At 42.2% G+C, this 18797-nt stretch carries 11 protein-coding genes and 1 pseudogene; 5 read left to right on the forward strand and 7 right to left on the reverse strand.

What is annotated here, in order from left to right; genetic code table 11:
- Positions 1–369, reverse strand: a pseudogene (locus tag WN50_RS36290) (RNA-guided endonuclease TnpB family protein); the annotation flags it as partial.
- A gap of 193 nt (positions 370–562) precedes the next feature.
- A complete protein-coding gene (locus tag WN50_RS16405; RefSeq protein ID WP_046281029.1) occupies positions 563–922 on the reverse strand; it encodes a hypothetical protein in 360 nt (119 codons plus the stop codon).
- A 420-nt stretch (positions 923–1342) separates the two neighbouring features.
- On the opposite strand from WN50_RS16405, the gene WN50_RS16410 reads away from it, so the two are divergent.
- The gene (locus tag WN50_RS16410) at positions 1343–5449 is read left to right on the forward strand and encodes a hybrid sensor histidine kinase/response regulator (protein ID WP_160315394.1); all 4107 of its coding nucleotides are present in this window, start codon (positions 1343–1345) and stop codon (positions 5447–5449) included.
- A gap of 49 nt (positions 5450–5498) precedes the next feature.
- Positions 5499–6404 carry a diguanylate cyclase domain-containing protein gene (locus WN50_RS16415; RefSeq protein WP_046281030.1) on the forward strand — a complete coding sequence of 302 codons (906 nt, stop codon included), beginning with the start codon at positions 5499–5501 and terminating at the stop codon, positions 6402–6404.
- A gap of 114 nt (positions 6405–6518) precedes the next feature.
- On the opposite strand, the gene WN50_RS16420 is transcribed toward WN50_RS16415, so the two are convergent.
- On the reverse strand, positions 6519–6788 hold the full coding sequence (locus WN50_RS16420; RefSeq protein WP_046281031.1) for a YciI family protein: 270 nt from the start codon (positions 6786–6788) through the stop codon (positions 6519–6521).
- A 101-nt stretch (positions 6789–6889) separates the two neighbouring features.
- Complete coding sequence (gene pheT / locus WN50_RS16425; protein WP_046281032.1) at positions 6890–9346, reverse strand: phenylalanine--tRNA ligase subunit beta; 2457 nt, start codon at positions 9344–9346, stop codon at positions 6890–6892.
- 408 nt (positions 9347–9754) lie between these two features.
- Between pheT and WN50_RS16430 the strand changes: the two genes are divergently transcribed.
- Entirely contained in the window at positions 9755–11395 is a 1641-nt protein-coding gene (locus WN50_RS16430) for a serine/threonine-protein kinase (RefSeq protein ID WP_046281033.1), read from the forward strand.
- Positions 11396–11439: 44 nt separating this feature from the next.
- Here WN50_RS16430 and WN50_RS16435 read toward each other — a convergent pair whose 3' ends face one another.
- Complete coding sequence (locus tag WN50_RS16435) at positions 11440–12000, reverse strand: serine acetyltransferase (RefSeq protein WP_046281038.1); 561 nt, start codon at positions 11998–12000, stop codon at positions 11440–11442.
- Between the two features lie 103 nt (positions 12001–12103).
- Positions 12104–13093 (reverse strand): glycosyltransferase family 2 protein, encoded by a 990-nt coding sequence (locus WN50_RS16440; protein WP_046281039.1) that lies wholly within the window; start codon positions 13091–13093, stop codon positions 12104–12106.
- 699 nt (positions 13094–13792) lie between these two features.
- Between WN50_RS16440 and WN50_RS16445 the strand changes: the two genes are divergently transcribed.
- Positions 13793–15472 (forward strand): alkaline phosphatase family protein, encoded by a 1680-nt coding sequence (locus tag WN50_RS16445; RefSeq protein WP_046281034.1) that lies wholly within the window; start codon positions 13793–13795, stop codon positions 15470–15472.
- Positions 15473–15735: 263 nt separating this feature from the next.
- Positions 15736–16764 carry a hypothetical protein gene (locus tag WN50_RS16450; RefSeq protein ID WP_046281035.1) on the forward strand — a complete coding sequence of 343 codons (1029 nt, stop codon included), beginning with the start codon at positions 15736–15738 and terminating at the stop codon, positions 16762–16764.
- Positions 16765–16804: 40 nt separating this feature from the next.
- Here WN50_RS16450 and WN50_RS16455 read toward each other — a convergent pair.
- A partial coding sequence (locus WN50_RS16455; protein ID WP_046281036.1) for a CHAT domain-containing protein occupies positions 16805–18797 on the reverse strand: 1993 nt, incomplete at its 5' end.

The following is an 18797-nucleotide window of genomic DNA, read 5'->3' on the forward strand; positions in this document are numbered from 1 at the left end:
GATATGTTTCCTGTTCTCTGAAAGCTTCCACCCGCAAGTCTTGTATTCAACAGAACGAGCGTGTTTTTTAAACTTAGGGAATCCTTTCAAACCGGGTAATTTTCGCTTACAGTTGTTGTAAAACTTGCTAATTGCACTCCAACTACATTCAGCCGCAGACTGCCTAGCTTGAGAGTTGAGCTTGTTCGCAAAAGGATATTGTTTAGCTAGCACCTTGCAATATTTGTTGAGGTCGTACTTGCTCACCATTTTGTTGTCCATCCAGTATCTTAAACAAGAGTTTCGGATGAACTTGTAGGAGCGTATCGCCTCGTCAATTGCTTGATACTGGCTATCTTTACCTTTTGCTTTAAACTCAAAAACTATCAATTCGGACTACTTACCTTTTAATTTATACCGAACATGATAGCATAGATTTGTCTAACACAACCACATCGAGCGGTTGTTTTTTACTTTGGGGAGTCCATGTATCCCCGCCATAAATGACGGGGTTTTATTGCTCCCCAAACCCCACATCCGATAACTGTATGAAGTTGCTCAACTGGGTTCACAGGTCTTGAGTTTAATATCGATCCTGAGTTGTCAATGAGAGCGTCATCGCCGAGCGGACAAAACTATAACTAACATTTTGCCAACGGGGGTTACAGACTTGACCTTCTACGACATCGAAATGAACTAAAAACCAACGATCTACTAAACTCCCCCGTTCGAGTATGCGTTCAAAATACATAACTCGTTCGGGATCGATGTAGTATTTTTGACAAATTTGATCGAGTAAAATCTCAAAAGCTCGACCGATACTGACTCCCGTGTTCCAGGGTAACTCTGTAACGGTGATCACTTTACCCCCATCGGGCTTAGAATGAATGGCTACATCAGATTTACAGATGCTACCGGGCCAAAGTTCACATTTAAATAACATTGTGAGAATATCCTCATATTAAACTGCAAACACAACAGAGATCATTCTCTGCTATCTTCATTCTCTCCGAGAAAGTTTATTAAGTAAACCTTAAGATACAAAAAAATGTACACTGTGAACAGAATGATGACTTTTAAGATTTGCTTAACCTATTGTACCAAGGAAAGATCAGCGATCAAAGCGATCGCTGATAATAGAAATAGCAGCATTTTCCAGTCGGAAGTCTTTAACTTTAGTCGCTTGTCCCCTTTGACACTGACCAAAAGAGGGCAAGACTCTCAATAAAAACCAAAAATCAGCTTTTTGCAGTGGGTTCGACTGATAGTCAGTCGCTCGGTCTAAAACATCTGTGCATCCCGAGAAAAACTAAAGCAAAGTTGACCCGATGAATTGATCAGCAAATAGTTCATCAAAATGACAATGAATCAATCAAAACCCTATAAGAAGCTTATACTGGTGATCCTTCCCCTCGTATGTATCCTACTTTATACAACCCATTACCCAAGGACAATACAAGCAGTAGAATCAACAGTATCCCAACCCTTAAATCACATTGCACCCGGTACAAAACCAACAACAAACCCAAGCTGGGATCTGGGAAAATTTACTAAATTCCAACACCTGACGACCGAGGATGGGTTATCGAGTGACTTAATCTGGAATATCGTCCAAGACCACGATGGGTTCATGTGGTTTAGCACCTGTGATGGACTAAACCGCTATGATGGTCATACTGTGAAGGTCTTTAGAAACGCTCCAGACGACCCCCAGAGTTTGAGTTCAAGTGTGCTACGCAATCTCTATGTTACCTCCACAGGAACCCTCTGGGTTGGCACCTGGTCAGCAGATGGACTCAATCAATATGACCCCTTAACCGAAAGTTTTATCCGCTATCAGCACGACCCCAATCACCCTAACAGCCTCAGTAATAATAACGTCACTGCTATCTACGAAGATCGCAATGGCACGCTTTGGGTAGGAACCAAAGGCGGTTTAAATCAATTCCATCCAAAGACAGGTCAGTTTACCCATTATCTCCATGACCCCAACAATCCTCAAAGTTTGATTAGTAACACCATTTGGGCAATCCATGAAGACCGGACGGGGGGACTTTGGATCGGGACAGCCAACGGACTCGACCGATTTGATCGCGCCACCGGAAAGTTTACCCATTACCAACACGATGCAACCAATCCCCAGAGTATTAGTGACAATCTGATCTGGTTCATTTATGAAGACCGTCAGGGAGTTCTGTGGGTTGGCACCGAAGAAGGTCTGAACACCCTAGATCGAGATACCGGAAAATTCACCCGTTATTTGTACGATCCGAATAATCCTCAGAGTTTGAGTAGCGATACTGTGTTTTCTGTGGTTGAGGATCGATATGGCTTTCTTTGGTTTGCGACGATTGGGGGCGTGAGTCGCTTTGATCGCACCACAAACACCTTTACCCGCTATCGCAACAATTCCGCCGATCGCTACAGTCTTAGTAGTAATGAGATCTGGCACATTTATCAAGACCAAACCGGGATGTTGTGGATGTCTACATTTCAAGGAGTGAATATTCTCGATCCTGAAGCTAAAGCATTCAAACATTATCGGGCAATTCCAGGCGACCCCAATACATTGCTTAGTAATACCGTCTCTACGCTGTATGAAGACCGATCAGGGATGATGTGGATTGGCACCATTGGGGCGTTGAGTCAATGGAACCGAAAAACCGGAACCTTCACCCATTACAAGTATGATCCCAAAAATCCTAATAGTGTGAGACCTTCGGGGGTAAAAGCGATTCTAGAAGACCAAGAGGGGATGCTATGGATCGGGACTGCTGCCGACGGATTGAGTCAGTTTGATCGGACAACGGGAAGATTTACCCATTATGTCAATGACTCTACCGATCCTGACAGTCTCATCCATAATTTTATTACCGATATTGATCAAGACCGCGCCGGGAACCTGTGGATTTGTACTTGGGGCGGTTTGGATAAATTAGATCGCCAAACGGGAAAATTCACCCATTATCAACACGATCCCCAAAATCCTAATACATTGATTGACAATCAAACAAATGTTCTCTACGAAGACCAACAGGGAACAGTTTGGGTGGGGACGATGACGGGGCTAGATCGCTTTGACCCTGAGACAGAAACCTTTACCCACTATCTCCATGATGTCAAAAACTTGAACATCGAGGGCGGAAATCTTGTGGCTTCCGTATACTCTATGTATGAAGATCGAAGCGGTCAGTTTTGGATTGGTACCGCAAAAGGGCTAGGTCAATTGGATCTTGAGGCTCGTCGATTTACGGATTACACCCTACAAAAGATGATCTTCAATATTTTAGAAGAAGATGTTTCTGGCAAGAGTGAGGTAGCAGAGTTATGGCTGAGTGCTTCTACGGGGCTGCTGCGATTTAATCCCCAAACTGAAACATTTCGCACTTATACGGTGAGCGATGGACTGCAAAGCAATACTTTTTCGTTAAGAAATGCCAGCTATAAAAGTCGTACTGGGGAGTTCTTTTTTGGCGGTCCGAATGGAATTACGGCGTTTTATCCCGATCAGATTCAAGATAATCCTCATCTTCCTCCAGTGGTAATTACGGATTTTCAATTAAAAGGTAAATCTGTTCCCATTGGAAAAGATTCGGTTCTCAAACAATCTATTCTCAAAACTAAGCACATCACTTTATCCTATCGCGATCGCGTTTTTTCTTTTGAATTTGCGGCTTTAAATTATCGCGCCCCGGAAAACAACCGCTACAAGTATTGCTTAGAAGGATTTGAAAAACAATGGACCGAAGTTGACAGTGACCGCAATTTTGCCACTTATACCAATTTGAATCCCGGTCACTATGTCTTTCGGGTGATGGGGTCGAATAATGATGGACTCTGGAACTCTCAAGGCGCATTGATCGCTATTACTGTCACGCCTCCTTGGTGGGAAACATTTTGGTTTCGAGGGGTGTTTATCGTGTTATCTTTAGGAATCATTATCGGTGTATATCGGTGGCGGGTGTATGCGATCAAACAACGCAACCTTGAATTAGAAAAACAAGTCAGAGAACGCACGATAGAGTTAATCCTTGCTAAAGAAAAAGCTGACGTTGCAAATCAAGCTAAAAGTGCTTTTCTGTCTAACATGAGCCATGAACTTCGTACTCCTCTTAATGGTATTCTTGGATATGCCCAAATCCTTCAACGAGAAAAGGGTTTAGATGCGGAACAAAAAGAGGGTTTAAATGTTATTTATAACAGTGGCTATCATTTATTGATGTTAATTAATGATCTGCTTGATTTAGCTAAAATTGAAGCCGGAAAAGCAGAATTGTATCCCCATAAAATAAATTTTTCTGATTTTCTTGAGAGTGTAGTTGGGGTGATTCGTATGGCGGCTTATCAAAAAGAGATTCGGTTTTCCTTTGAAAAGGATGCCCACTTACCGCTCACCATAGAAGCTGATGAAAAACGGTTGCGTCAATTGTTGTTAAATCTGTTAGGAAATGCGGTAAAATTTACGGAGCAGGGAACCGTTACTTTTCGCGTCAAACGGGTTGATTCTGTTACTCTTAATCAGAAATCAGCCGTTAATATTCGCTTTGAAATTACGGATACAGGAGTTGGGCTAACTGCCGAACAAATGAGGAAAATATTCCATCCCTTTGAACAGGTGGGAGAAGCCAAAAAACGGGTTGAAGGAACGGGTTTAGGTTTAACGATTAGTCGTCAATTGGTTAACCTGATGGGCGGTGAAATTCAAGTTGAAAGTGAGCTAAATAAAGGCTCAATATTTTGGTTTGAAATACCATTTTTGATCGCTATCGATAACGTAGTTTCTAGTTCAAGACTACCGCAGATTTATAAAATTGTTGGCTATTCAGGAAAACGCCGTAAAATTTTGATCGTCGATGATCGATTAGAAAATCGCATAGTGTTACTGAATTTGCTTGCTCCTTTGGGCTTTGAGGTGATTTTAGCTCAAGAAGGTGAAGAAGGAGTTCAACAAGCAAAAACCGTTTATCCTGATTTGATTTTAGCAGATTTAGTCATGCCTGTGATGAATGGTTTTAAAATGGTGCAAGTCATTCAGCAAACTCCAGACATTCAACATATACCCATTGTTGCGGTTTCTGCGAGTGTCTTTGAAGATGATCAAGAGGAAAGTTTTAACATGGGTTGTCAAGGGTTTTTATCGAAGCCCGTTGAAGCCGAAAAATTGTTTGCATTGTTGGCTCAATTATTACAGTTTGAATGGATTTATGAGACTGTAAATTCTCAACCAAATCTCTTAGAAAAAGATCAAATTTCAGAAGAAAATATTATCCCGCCTCCTCAACAAGAACTAGAAGAACTTTATCAATTAACGATGTTTGGAGATCTCGAAAAAGTCCAACTCAAAGCCGATCAGATTGAAAACATGAATTCTAAATATCGTCCCTTTACTCAAAAAGTTCGCGCCTACGCTCAGAAATTAGAGGATGAGATGATTTTAGATTTATTAACCGAGTATCTAGACAAACAATAAAAATAATTAATATGTTATGTAGCACCCAAATAATAGTTAGGAGGATATAATGGAAGATGGTCATAGTGATGGTGTAATCTTAGTCATTGATGATGATCAAACCAATATCAAGGTAATCATTGATACGTTAAAACCCGCCGGGTTGACGATTATTTCTGCTCGCAATGGAGAAATGGGAATCAAGCGGGCGTTATATGCCCTTCCTGATTTAATATTACTTGATGTGATGATGCCGGGTATTGATGGCTTTGAAACTTGTCGTCGTTTAAAATCAGAACCCACAACACAATCAATTCCTGTTTTATTTATGACCGCTTTAGATCATGAAGATAGTAAGGTAAAAGGATTTAATGCGGGGGGAGTCGATTATATTACCAAACCCTTTGGATCTCGAGAAGTTATCGCCAGGGTGAAAACCCATCTTAATCTTAAGCGCAAGCAAGACTTATTAGAACGTTTAGCAGCGATTGATGGCTTAACAGAAATCCCAAACCGTCGTCAGTTTGATACCGTTATTGAAAAGGAATGGTGGCGTGCAAAACGCTCTGAAGTTCCCCTGTCTTTAATTTTACTGGATATTGATTATTTTAAAAAGTTTAATGATGGCTATGGGCATTCCTGTGGTGATGAATGCTTGAGAAAAGTTGCACAAACTTTAGCCCGTTCGGTTCAACGTTCATCGGATTTTGTTGCTCGATATGGAGGGGAAGAATTTGCCGTGATTTTACCCGAAACTCCCCTAGATGCGGCTCGAGACATTGCGGAGAAAATTCGAGAAAATGTAGAGTCTTTACAGCTTTGTCATGCTTTTTCTGATGTTTCAGATTATGTCACTTTGAGTTTGGGCGTGGCGACTCTGATTCCGACTGATGAAACCTCTCCCCAAATTTTAATTGAAATGGCGGATCAAGCTTTGTATCGAGCAAAAGCAAACGGACGAAATCAGGTGAAATAATAATACAGCAAAAGGCAATTATTTTAAATTATATTATCTCTAAAGGCAGGGCAACAAAGTTAATGAAGTTGGGGGTTAATTGAGATGAGATTGAGTCAAGTCAATCCCGATATTTTAAAACACTTGAATCCATTCTTTCACGTCATATTCTATCCAAATTCCATTAATCCAGTAAGGATCGGATTCAATTAAGTTGCGTACAATTTGCTCATTTTCTGCGTCATAAATTCCGAAAACTTGGGTTAAATCTTTAGTCGGGCCAATTGTCATCACAAGTCCGGCTTCTTTTTGTTTTTTTATTCCTTCTAAATGGGCTGTTCGGTAAGGTTCTCGCTTTTCGATAACATTCTCACAGTAAGTCCCAAACAGAATATATTTTGGCATTTTTTTAATAAAAATAGAGTGGGTAAGGGGTATCAAATGAGTTTGTCTGAAACGAAGTCAAACAGTCTATCATTTGACACACCCTACTATTTTGAAATCAGTTAACTTCGCAGATCAACGTTAAACTCCTTGACTAACGCCTCACGAACTTTTTGCTGTTTGGGTTCAATTTCTGCATCCGTTAACGTGCGATCGCTAGCCCGATAAACGAGGCGAAATGCTAAACTGCGTTGACCTTCAGGAACGTGTTCGCCGCGATATTCATCAAATAGTTTAATTGATTCTAGCAAATTTCCTGCCGCTTTGATCATACATTGTTCTAAGTCGGCAACTGAAACTTCCACCGGAACAAAAAATGCAATATCCCGATCAGAAGGGGGAAAAGTTGAGAAAGAACTGAATTTTCGGATTGAATTTTCCCCTTGAGTCATCGCTTCTATTAACAGCGATAAATTGAACTCAAACAGATAAACTTCTTTCGGTAATTCTCGTTTTTCTTGCAGTTGAGGATGCAGTTGACCAAAAATTCCTAAACGATTTCCGTTTAACCACAAAGACGCTGTTCTTCCAGGGTGTAATTGTTCAATTTGACTTTCTTGTTGATAATCTACTGACAAATACAACCGTTTAAAAATGGCTTCAAGGATTCCTTTGGCTTCAAACCAAGAGATCGGTTGTTCTCGTCCCCCTTGCGTCCAATGTCCTTGCATGGGATCACCTCCTATTATACCAGCAAGCGCATCTTTTTCTTTATAAATTTCGCCTTCTTTCCAGAAAACTCGCCCAATTTCAAAGCCATTTAACGGCCCATTTCCGTTTTCTAAATTGAATGCAAACGCATCAATTAATCCCGATAACATTTCGGTTCTCAAAGCGGAATATTCCACAAACAAAGGGTTAGCAATCAAAACTTGATTTTCCCCTTCTTGTTTCACTAAGGAATAGTGCATTAATTCGGTTAATCCAGCCGCTCGAAATACAGTTCGGATCTGTCGCAAGGCTAACTGATCTGCTGGCAGATAACCGGGTACACTTTGAGCGGGTAAAGTATCAGAAAAATTATCATAACCATACAGACGGGCGACTTCTTCAATTAAATCAATTTCTCGTTCTAAATCTCGCGCTCGATAAGCGGGAACGGTGACTGTCCAAGCAACCTCTTTTTCCTCAGTTTGACGCACCAAACCACATCCTAATGCTGTTAGAATCGCTTCTACTTCTTCCGGTTGTAGGAAAGATTCAACTAAGGTATTTTCACCGCGTTTGAGAGAACCTAAAATCTCATTTGTCCGACTTAAACGCAGAGAAACTTCAGAGGAAGTCACATCATCAATCAGATTACTAGCAGACTCCTGTTGCGTGGGAATACCGCCTGCGAGTTCAGTGATTAACGAAATCGCCCTCCGACAAGCGAGAACTAATTCAGCCGGATTAACGCCTCGTTCAAAACGGGTAGAAGCTTCTGTTCGCAAGCCTTGGCTACGAGCCGAACGTCGAATGGCTACAGAACTAAAAACTGCCGCTTCTAACATTAAGTTCTGGGTTCCTTCATGGACTTCTGACTCCTCACCGCCCATAATTCCAGCCAGGGCGACGGGTTGATCATTCGCTGTAATTACTAGGGTTTCGTCTTTCAGTGGGCGAGTTTGACTGTCTAAGGTTTTCAGGGATTCGCCCGATTTAGCAAACCGGACTCCCATTGTTAAGTGATCAGAAGCGGTAATCTTTTGTAGCCGATCGCGATCAAAAGCGTGAAGCGGTTGTCCCCATTCCAACAGAATATAATTCGTAATATCGACCACATTATTAATCGGTCGAACACCCGCCGCTTGTAAACGCTGTTTCAGCCATTGGGGAGAAGGGGCGATTTGAATTCCTTCGATGATTGTACCTGTATAAATAGAACAGGCTTGAGGTTCGCTAATATTAACGCTTAATTCTGTAGCGGCTTTTTCAGCTTTGATCAAAACGCCTGCGGCTTCAGGAATACGTAAAGGTGCAGCCGTTAAAGCAGCGATTTCTCGAGCAATTCCCACCATGCTTAAACCATCGGCTCGGTTAGCAGTAGCGGTGACATCTAAGATCACATCATCTAAACCGAGTAAAGGTCTAACATCACTGCCCAGTTGAGGGTTTTCCAGATTGAAAGAGTGAATTCCTGGGGATTCTTTTTCTAACCCTAATTCCGATAAAGAACAGATCATTCCCTCAGAAGGAACGCCCCGCAGTTTGGTTTTTTTCAGTTTGAGATCAACTTTGGGTAAATAAGTCCCAATTGTGGCTACAGCGACAATTAAATCAGTCTTGGCATTGGGTGCGCCACAGACTATATTTAAGGGTTCAGCAGCACCAATATCAACTTGACAGACTCTCAGTTTGTCCGCATTGGGGTGTTGAGTGGCTTCTAGAATTTTGCCCAAAACAACTCCCGACGCCCAACTGCTGCGATCTTCGATGTCTTCGACTTCAAAGCCAGCTACAGTTAGAGTTTCGGCTAACTGTTCGGGAGTCATGTTAATATCTACTAATTCTCGCAGCCAATTTAGAGAGATACGCATTCTTTTATCAGGGGTTCAGTGTTCGTACTTAGGAGGTTTTCAGACCTAGCAGCAGGTCTATCGTCAAAATGGACTGATCAACTCTGCTATCGGTGTTTAGCTTGAGTTCAGGCGGTTTGATTGTCCAGTTCTCATCATAGAGGAAAGCGGAAAGTTCAGCACCTAGTGAAAATTGGGCTGACTGCGTTAAAATTTCAGGAATTTCTTATTGATCTGGTGAATAATAGTAATAGGGGGAAACTATCTATTGACAGGATATTGGTGCCATTGCTGGCTGTCATTATACAAAGCAAGTAAAGTTCAACCCATTGTCGGTCATGATCAGTTTCTCAAATTCCGAATGATTCTGGGTGAATGGCTGTATTGTCTATCTCCGCTAAACTTTAAGTTGAAGCATTCTCAAAGACTATGAGTTACTGTATCAATCCAGATTGTCCCCATCCTGAAAACCCGGAGGATGCCTCACAATGTCAGGCCTGTCGGTCAAAATTGCTCTTGCAAAATCGCTATCATGTGATGAAACCTCTGGGTAAGGGTGGGTTTGGAGCAACGTTTTTAGCTGAGGACTTGTCTTTGCCCGGTTCTCCCAAATGTGTCGTTAAACAACTCCGGCCGGCGGCAAAATCCTCTAAAATATTGGAGATGGCACGCCAGCTTTTCCAACGGGAAGCGAAAACCTTGGGCAAAATTGGCGATCATCCTCAAATTCCGCGACTGCTTGATTATTTTTCGGGAAAACAGCAATTTTATTTAGTTCAAGAATACGTTGACGGCTGTAATTTAAAAGAAGAAGTTCAGCGATTAGGTTTATATACAGAAGAAGAGATTAAAGCGTTTTTACGGGAAATCCTGCCGATTCTCAGCTATATTCACTCCCATGAAGTCATTCACCGCGATATTAAACCGGCTAATATTTTAAGGCGCGTTCAAGATCGGCGATTAGTTTTGATTGATTTTGGAGCGGTTAAAGATGAAGTAAAACAGGTGACGGAATTTGGAACCGGACAGACGGCGTTTACTAATTTTGCGATCGGGACATCTGGTTTTGCACCGCCTGAACAGATGGCTCTGCGGCCCGTTTATGCCAGTGATATTTATGCGGTGGGGATGACTTGTGTTTATCTGATGACCGGAAAATCTCCAAGTTCTCTCGATCATAATCCCATGACGGGGGAAGTGTTATGGCGATCGCTGATTTCGGTGAGTGATTCGTTTGCCTATATTTTACAAAAAATGTTGGAGATGTCTGTTTATCAACGTTACCAGTCCGCCCAAGACGTTTTAGGTGCGTTGGATCATGAAACAGAGTTTTACACCGATTTTTCTCATGGACTGGCGGTTCAGCCTGCACCTCGCGCCCCGGAAGCACCGACTCAATTAGAGGCCTCCGACGATCAAACGACCGTCTACAATGATGATGAGCATACTGCATTGCGACCGTTCGCGGCTCAGGCTCAACAGATTCGAGAACAAAAAGCACGTCGTCTGAAAAAAGACTATACTCAACTCGGAGAAAACTTTGCTTCTGTAGATGCGGGTTTGAGCGCGACTCAGGGCGCTCCAACTGTAAGTCTGTTTACCTCAGCAGCTCATACTCGGGCTAGAAATAACTCAAATCGTTGGGATGAAACAAGCTTACGCAATGCTTATGCTAGAGGTGAGCGCTATTTTACCGATTGTGATCTCCAGGGTTTAGACTTGCGAAACGAAAAGTTTTCCGGTGCTTATTTTACCGAATCTCGCTTACAACAGACCAATTTTCAAAATGCCGATTTATCCAAAGTTGATTTTAGTCGAGCATCCCTCAGCGATGCCATTTTCAAAGATGCTAATTTAACTCATGCTCGTTTGAGTTATGCCAACTTAGAAAATGCCGATTTACGCGGTGCAAATCTCACCTACGCCAATTTGAGCTATGCTAACCTGCGAGGTGTTAATCTCTGTGGAGCTAACCTAACTCATGCTTTAGTGTCTGACCAACAACTGGCTTTCGCTAAAACAAACTGGCGTACTGTTTTACCCAAGGGAAAGCGGAAATTTGGGTTATAAACTAAATCCCGTTCTGATTTCCCCAATATTCAAGGGTGTTCTGCTTAATCAAGATCTTCTGAATTCTCGTCGAGAGAGGGCGAGGAATCCTCTTCTAAGTGAGTCTTCTTAGCCGGAATAACTCGAGCCGGAACACCGACTGCTGTTGATCCTGGCGGAATATCACAGATGACAACAGCATTTGCCCCAATTTTAGCATGATCTCCAACCTTTGCTTTCTTGAGAATTTTAGCACCTGCTCCGATGTCCACATGGCCCCCAATTTGAACATCTCGCGTAATTGTAACTTGTTGTAAAATCAGACAGTTCGGGCCGATAGAAGCTTGAGGATGAATCACAATTCCGTTGGGATGAGTAATCACCAATCCGCCGCCGAGCTGACAGTTTAAGGGAATATCTGCACCGGATACAGCACTCCAAAATCGATGCTCAAGGGTGTGTATATTCTTGAACAACTTAGCGACAATATCCCCGCGTTTTTGCACTTTTTGGTATTGACGAATTGACTTGAGAAGTTGTTTCCCAGGAGACCACCAACGCTCCATTTTTTCTCGATTCCAATCGGGATCTGTTGCCGAAATTACAGGCTTTCTTTTTTCAGACATTTGGGCAGATTCTAGAGAATTTTCCATACTTTAATTAATACATTAACAGTCTTCTAATGTAGCTCATGTTAATGCAATTCATACAGTTTACTGGGAAATTCTGCTATGTTTTGTATTCGACTAATGTTCGCCGACGACCCAGTAATCGATTAATATGAAATTGCATCTGGCCTTGAAGTTGCGGAAATTTACCCAGGACACAGGATACCGCGTAGAGAGCAGAGTCCCGGCTAGAATAACCCCGTTGTTGGGTATAATATTTATAAATTCGGTAGGTCAGAACTGGATAGCCGAGCAGGAACAATAGACTGAATTCATGGGTCGGAAAAGCGAGTGCCAATGCCAACAGAGGAATAAACAACCCCCATAACCAAATACTCTGGCTTTCTTTCACCCAATGTCGTTGGGGAGATTGACCATGTATCCAAGCGCCTTCTGCGTAGGCATGACCCGCTCTGAGCATCCGTTTCCACCACTGATTCCAACGGCTCATCTGAGCATCATGGAGGGTCATTTCTGCATCTAGGCGAAGAATTTTCCAGTCCTGTTGACGTAGCCGCACACAGAGTTCCGGTTCCTCTCCGGCAATAATAGAATCATTAAATCCCCCAACTTGTTCAAAGGCTTTGACTCGCATCATCGAGTCACCCCCACAGGCTTCAGCTTCCCCAAGCGGAGTATTCCATTCAATATCACACAACTTATTGTAAACTGTCGATTCAGGGAAACGTTCTCGGCGGCGTCCGCAAACCACCCCAACATCAGATTTGTCTACAAGTTTTTGTAGAGCCTTTTCCAGCCAACCGTCAACAACTTCACAGTCACCATCAACAAATTGGACAAATTCAATCTGAGGGTGAGTTTGTCGGAGATGAATAAATCCGGCATTGCGAGCGCGAGCGGCAGTAAAGGGAATTGAAAGGTCAAGTTCGATCACCTCAACGCCTAGCGATCGCGCCATATCTACGCTACCATCTGTTGAACCGGAATCGACGTAAACGATACAATCTACTTTCCCTAGCCCTGAAAGTAGACATTGACGCAAGCGTTGACCTTCATTGCGTCCGATAGCAATTAGTCCGACTTGATTCAATCTATTCACTAATTATTATTGACTTGAGGAGGTTAACAGGTTGCACCATTCAGTATTAGATTAGCATACTCTCTCTAATCTTCAAGAAATTTTCAGGAGAAATTTTGGGGCTTTAGCAAATTAGAAGTCCTATTGCTTTGAACCTCATGGGATTTTAAAGATCTTGTAAGTTGGAGATTGAGTTATGGACGTTCTCTGAAGAACTAGAGTATAATCAACACGTGCATCTTCTCAAAACACAGACTCACCATTGAAGTGGTGTAAATACAGAAGTCTTGACTTCTGTAACCCGTCAATTGTGAATGTTCAACCGTTGTGCAGAAAGGGTTGCTTGCTCAAAGAAGCTTGGGTCTACTTCTAGTTATTGACAAAAGTTTTAACTATCCATCTGGTGAACTTCAGAAAGACTGGGGAAAGGGTGATCGAAGTCTTGGGATATTGACCCCCTAGAAGCCAGGAAGCAGAGGCGTCCCTGGAATTGTCGAGAGCCTGAATTTAGAAGGTTATGCCGAGGGCTTCTTGGTGAAATGCCTGTCTGACCGGGTGCTGCTGACAGTCCGGGGTGAGGCACCGAAGTAAACATTAACACGGTTTGTACCGCGTTATATCAGTTTTATAAAGCAGTTAAAAGCTCTGGTAAAAATTGACTGAGAAGCTTCTGTACAGAAGCGCAATCCTGAATTAACTGAGGCTGATTTTATGCAAAACTCGAAGAATCCTGTTATTGCTATTGGATTAGATTCTGCTCAACCTCCTTTACTCGAAGAGTGGATGTCTAAGGGATATTTAAAAAATCTAAGCCGTTTACGTGAGCAAGGCATCTATAGCCGTTTACAGAACTTCAAAGACTCTAACGTTGAAACAGCTTGGACAACTTTTTCCACAGGTTGTCGTCCTGAAAAAACCGGGTATTGGGCAGCAATGGGGTTTCGCGAAGGGACTTATGAGACCGAAACTCGTGCCGCTTACGACTACAAAGAATATCTTCCTTTCACCGCTTTGGGAGAAGATTACCGAGTGATCACCTTTGATGTTCCCCAACTGCGACTCAACCCTCAAACCCAGGGCTTGCAAATCGGAGCTTGGGGGGCTCACTCTCCTCAAATTCCCAGTGACTCTATACCAGAATCCCTCTACCAAGAGATCATTGACAAGCATGGCCCCCATCCGGGTCTTCACAAGGATTATGCGGTTTGCCTCGATGTGAAAACCACCATGCAACTTGAAGAAAGATTTCTCACCGGGATTGAACGGCGATCGGCAATTTGTCAAGATTTGCTCCAGCGTAAGCCTTGGGATTTATTCTTAACCGTATTCAGTGAATCTCATGGTGGTGGTCACGTCTTCTGGCATCTCAGCCAACCCGACCATCCCCTCTATGAAAAACTGCGACCCCAGGTGTCCCACGACCCTCTGTTAGCGGTTTACCAAGCGATGGATAAAGCGATTGGTGAGATCTTAACCCAGGCTCCAGAAAATGCTCATGTGGTGATTTTCTCAGGTCATGGTACTGGGGCGGCAGTGATTGACTTACCAAGTTTTATTTTCTTACCTGAGTTTCTCTATCGCTACAGTTTCCCTGGGAAATGCGGGATTGGCGATGGCAAAACCTCTGAACCCTTACCGCCACCGATTACCAAGATGAAGTGGAACTACTGGGAACGGCATTTGTGGGGTGAGAAGTCCGATCCTAACCCAATTCGCCGCTTCCTCAGACGAGAAACACCCACTCGGATTTTTAAGCTGATTGAGCCTTATATTGATGCTCGGGGCGAATTTGATTTAATTTCTCCGTTCCAACTCAAGCGTCAGGGAGAAACCGTTGTTCCTTGGAACCCGGCTCAGTGGTACAAACCGCTCTGGCCGAAGATGAAAGCTTTTGCGATTCCCAGTTTTGCTGAGGGTTATGTACGGATTAACCTCAAAGGTCGTGAACCCAACGGAATTGTCGATCCTACGGAGTACGATGCGGTTTGTGACGAACTCTGTGAGAAGCTTTACGCCCTCAAAGATGCTCGCAAGGGTATTCCAATGGTCAGTCATATCGTTCGCACCCGCAAAAACGCCGCCGATCGCAATCCCAAATTACCCGATCCCGACTTGATTGTGGTTTGGCAAGAAGAATATGCAACTGATGTGATAGAAAGTCCAGAATACGGGCGTTTTGGCCCATTCCCTCCCTATCGCGCCGCCAGCCATCGGGCTGAAGGGTTTATCTTAGCGACAGGCCCCGATATTGCACCTGGGTCTACCTTATCTTCCGGTCATGCTCTGGATTTAGCCCCTTCTATTCTAGATTTAATGGGCGCACCCATCCCAGAACATATGGAGGGTAAACCCTTGCCTTTGCGAACGAATCAACCGGTTGTTACGGCTTAATTGAGCGATCGCGACATTCGTCAATTTCAGTAACCCCGTAATTTGTGTTTATGATCAACAGCGATAGAGGTTAGTCCAGGGCTAATACTATCGCTCTTTGCGTTTAGGGGTTTTTGGCGATCGAGGGCGATCGACTAAAGTTCCCGCAGGAGAACCTCGTCAGTCATCCTTGAAAACTGCATAAGTGGCATAAGGCTAGAAATATGTTTAGACAAAGGACATGATTTGATCGCCTTGGCTAACTCAGATCAGGATTCAGTGTTATGGAAGACCTTTTTAACGACGACTCTCAGTCCCTATTTGACTTTTCCTCATCCAGCTTTGGTAATTCCTTCTTTGATACCAAAAGCTTCTCTAGTTCTGCACCTACATCTAGTCAAGAGAGTACCTCCGATCATGAAACTCGTGACGAGAATAGCTCCGATAATGACAGTCATGAAGAAAATAGCTCCGATCATGAAACTCGTGACAATACTCCCATCAGTACAAATATAAGTACAAATAATAGTTCCAATTTCTCTGTAGACGATTTCATTTTGAATTCAGGCTCAATTTCCAATACTTTTAATGACAATAGTATAATCTGGAATGATCATGCTATCTCAACTATCAATCCCGATAACTTCTCGTCTATTTCTCCTATTCCATTAAATCAACATCCGTTAGGAATAACAATTTCTATCTCTTACAATGCACCACCTACAACACCATTTGATTCAGAATTACAACAAGATCCCTTAACAGGTGATCCTATTACTGAATCATTCATAGATACAGAGACTAATCTCAATAATTCTATTTTCTCACATGATAACAGTTCTATTGAAAACCAAAGCATCTCTGATATTGGCTTTGATGCTAACCCAATAGGCAGTAATAGTAATTACAATTTACCTGACAACATCGATCACTCCAGTCATTCGTTGAGTTTGGGTATCAATGAGCCTTCAGCAAATGCAGATTCTACATGGATTATTTCTGTTAGTTTTTCACCATTGGAAATGCCTGACCCAACTACACCATCTAATAGTGATACTCCTTCAGAGATAGATGAAGAAGTAACCCCATCTGAAAATTCTTCAGAAAATGTTACTGATAGCGACACTTTGATATCTGTTGACTCGAAAAATATAGTGAGTCAAAGAATTAGTCAAATGATTAGTGAAGCAAAAGCATTATCCTCAAAAATAACACAGCTAGAGACAAAAAATAATGTTTTCAGTAGTGATAATGGTCATGCTGCAATAGATAACTTATCGGGAATGAAAGAACTTGGTAGTATGAATTGCTAGATTTTAACATTGAGTAATCAAGATTTGGACTAGATGAAAATCAAAAATCTTCTAGCCGAAGTAGAGTAATGCCTTTCCAGTCACCTGAAGGAATAAATGCTGCCCAATAGTAAGGATGTTGGTATTGCTGACTTTGCAGCATCTCAAGCTGAGTCTGTCGCCATGCTTCGGATGTTTCTTCACCTGTGATTAAACGCTTGTAATATTTTTCCATAAGTTCTTTGGTTGCGAAATCATCAACGTTCCATAGGCTAGACAGTTGGCTTCTTACTCCTGCAATAACGAAAGCTCGTCGTAATCCATAAACTCCTTCTCCAAATCCCTGTATTCTTTCTCCGCGATCAATCTCTCCCAAACCTGTTTGACAAGCAGATAGTACAACGAGTTGAGTTCCTCGCAGATTTAAGCTAGCAACTTCCAGAGCGGTTAGAACTCCATCCTCACCATCACTACTGCGTTGATTGTAGCCTGCTAGAGCCAAACCTGAACGGAGTAGAGGGTTTTCGTGGTTCTCCTTGGAAGCCGTCGATAGAAAGAAACCATGAGTTGCAAGATGTAAAATCTGGGGAGATATTGCAGCTTTAATAGCATTCTCAGTTGCTTGAGATTCGGTTAGCACAATGGCATTTGGCAGAAGACCTTTAATAACTTGGGCTTCTTCTTTCGTACCCGGTAGGGGTTTGTAGGTTAATCTCATTCCTCTAAAATCCGAGTTGCTGTTTTGGCTTTGCACTAAAGTATTTCTTAAATCTAAATTGCTTTGATTTTGAAAGTTTGGATTTGCAACAATCAGAGGAGGTTTCTGGGCAGAAGTATCAATTTGTAGACGCAATAAATCTCGCCCAGAAGTCAAATAAGTAAATGTATAGTTTTCAACTAAATATTGATTTTGTTCATCAACTAAAGCTGCAAATGGAATCAGGTTAAGTCTACCATCAGGCGATAGGAGAATATGGCGAACGTCATCCTCTAAATGCTGACGAATCGGTTGCATTAATTTCTCATCTAAAATACGAGCAGCTTTTTTGACAGGAGATATCTGTCCAGACATCGCATTTCTCCTATATAAAGTCCTCGCAAATGAATTAATTAAGGAATGAATGGGTTCAGCCTCTCCTAAGTCTACCCAACGCACCTGTCCCTTTGCGGGTAGAATGTAAGCCGCATAACGATGTTCTCCCCATCGTTTCTCAGGAGTTGCACTTGCATCAAAAGATTTGTAAAGTACCAATTCAACCAATGCAGAATTAGCGGGAAGTAGCTGTTGTATATCCTGAATTTTTACCTGTTGAGCTTCTGCCCGAAATTCAGCACTTCGCTGCAAAAGTTTTGCCTCTAATTGCTTCTCCTCAGCTTGTAGCGTTTCAATTTTAATACGGCTTAAGGCTTGAACTTGATTGAATCTCAACATAGCAAGCTGCTTGCGTTTTTCTTCTAACTGAGCGAATAAAGCTTTTTCTTCTAATGCCATATTCTGGCGAAGAATACTAATGCTATTTGCCATTACATCTAAAACACGACCTTTGCGCCGCAGTATCGTTTTCAATGCTAAATTAGCAGCATCCTGACTATTGGGTGCATTTTGTAAATGGAGAGAAATTGAGCGATAAGTTGTATCGATTAAAGTGTTTATATATGCTTTTTTGTCTTTTTCAGAACCAATCGTTAGTGTTAAACTCAAGTGTCTTTCTTCAATGTCTAGCCCTCGGGCTAAAGAAGTTAATGCAAGCTCTACATCTCCCTGAGCCAATTGCGAGAAAGCTAAGTTATTAAGAACAGTTGCCATTTCAGGATGCTCATGTCTCTGTTCTTGTTCATGATTTTCTATGATCTGCATGAAAAGTGGAATTGCTTGATCGTGATCTTTCCGAATCGAGTAAATAGCTGCTAAATTATTGAGAATATAATTTTCTATAGAGTTGAGAAATACACCATCTGTAATCGTTTGATTTATAGAGATTTTACCATGAATTTTTAGTGCTTTTTTAAAAATAGATTCAGCTTCTTTAAATCGTCTTTGATCTATATAAAGG

The sequence above is a fragment of the Limnoraphis robusta CS-951 genome (assembly GCF_000972705.2).